Origin of the sequence: Pseudomonas sp. HMWF006 (genome assembly GCF_003061205.1) — a bacterium.
Taxonomy (GTDB): Bacteria; Pseudomonadota; Gammaproteobacteria; order Pseudomonadales; family Pseudomonadaceae; genus Aquipseudomonas; species Aquipseudomonas monsensis.
In genome coordinates this window covers 4,798-5,312 of record NZ_QAIU01000573.1, presented here as the reverse complement: position 1 = coordinate 5,312, position 515 = coordinate 4,798, and the positions used below count along the sequence as shown (strand labels likewise).

The 515-nt window shown below is 63.3% G+C and carries 1 protein-coding gene and 1 pseudogene; both read left to right on the top strand.

Translation table 11 applies throughout. The features are described 5' to 3' along the window. Positions 1–134: pseudogene (locus DBR24_RS33885) on the top strand (GNAT family N-acetyltransferase); the annotation flags it as partial. Continuing rightward, the gene (locus tag DBR24_RS26280; RefSeq protein ID WP_123470994.1) at positions 131–436 is read left to right on the top strand and encodes an urease subunit beta; all 306 of its coding nucleotides are present in this window, start codon (positions 131–133) and stop codon (positions 434–436) included. The pseudogene DBR24_RS33885 and the gene DBR24_RS26280, both read left to right, overlap by 4 nt. Positions 437–515 lie beyond the last annotated feature (79 nt).

The following is a 515-nucleotide window of genomic DNA, read 5'->3' as shown; positions in this document are numbered from 1 at the left end:
CCCCCGCCGAAGATTTCTACAAGGCCCTGGGTTACAGCCGCGCCGGTGAAATTCCCGACTACGCCTGCGACCCGCACGGCACCTATCGCCCGACCGCCCTCTATTACAAGATCCTGCAAGGAGCCCGGCCATGATTCCCGGCCAGTACCAGATCCAGCCCGGCGACATCGAACTCAACGTCGGCCGCCGCACCCTCAGCCTGAAAGTCGCCAACAGTGGCGACCGGCCGATCCAGGTCGGTTCGCACTATCACTTTTTCGAGACCAACGACGCCCTGACCTTTGACCGCGCCGCCAGCCGTGGCATGCGCCTGAATATCCCGGCCGGCACCGCCGTGCGCTTCGAGCCGGGGCAGAGCCGCGAGGTGGAGCTGGTGGATTACGCCGGGCACCGGCGGGTGTTCGGGTTTGCCGGGCGGGTCATGGGGGATCTCTAAAAAAGCAGCTTCAAGCTGCAAGCCTCAAGCTGCAAGAGAAAGCAGTTTAGTGGCGCCCGCACATTCGCTTTTACTTGAG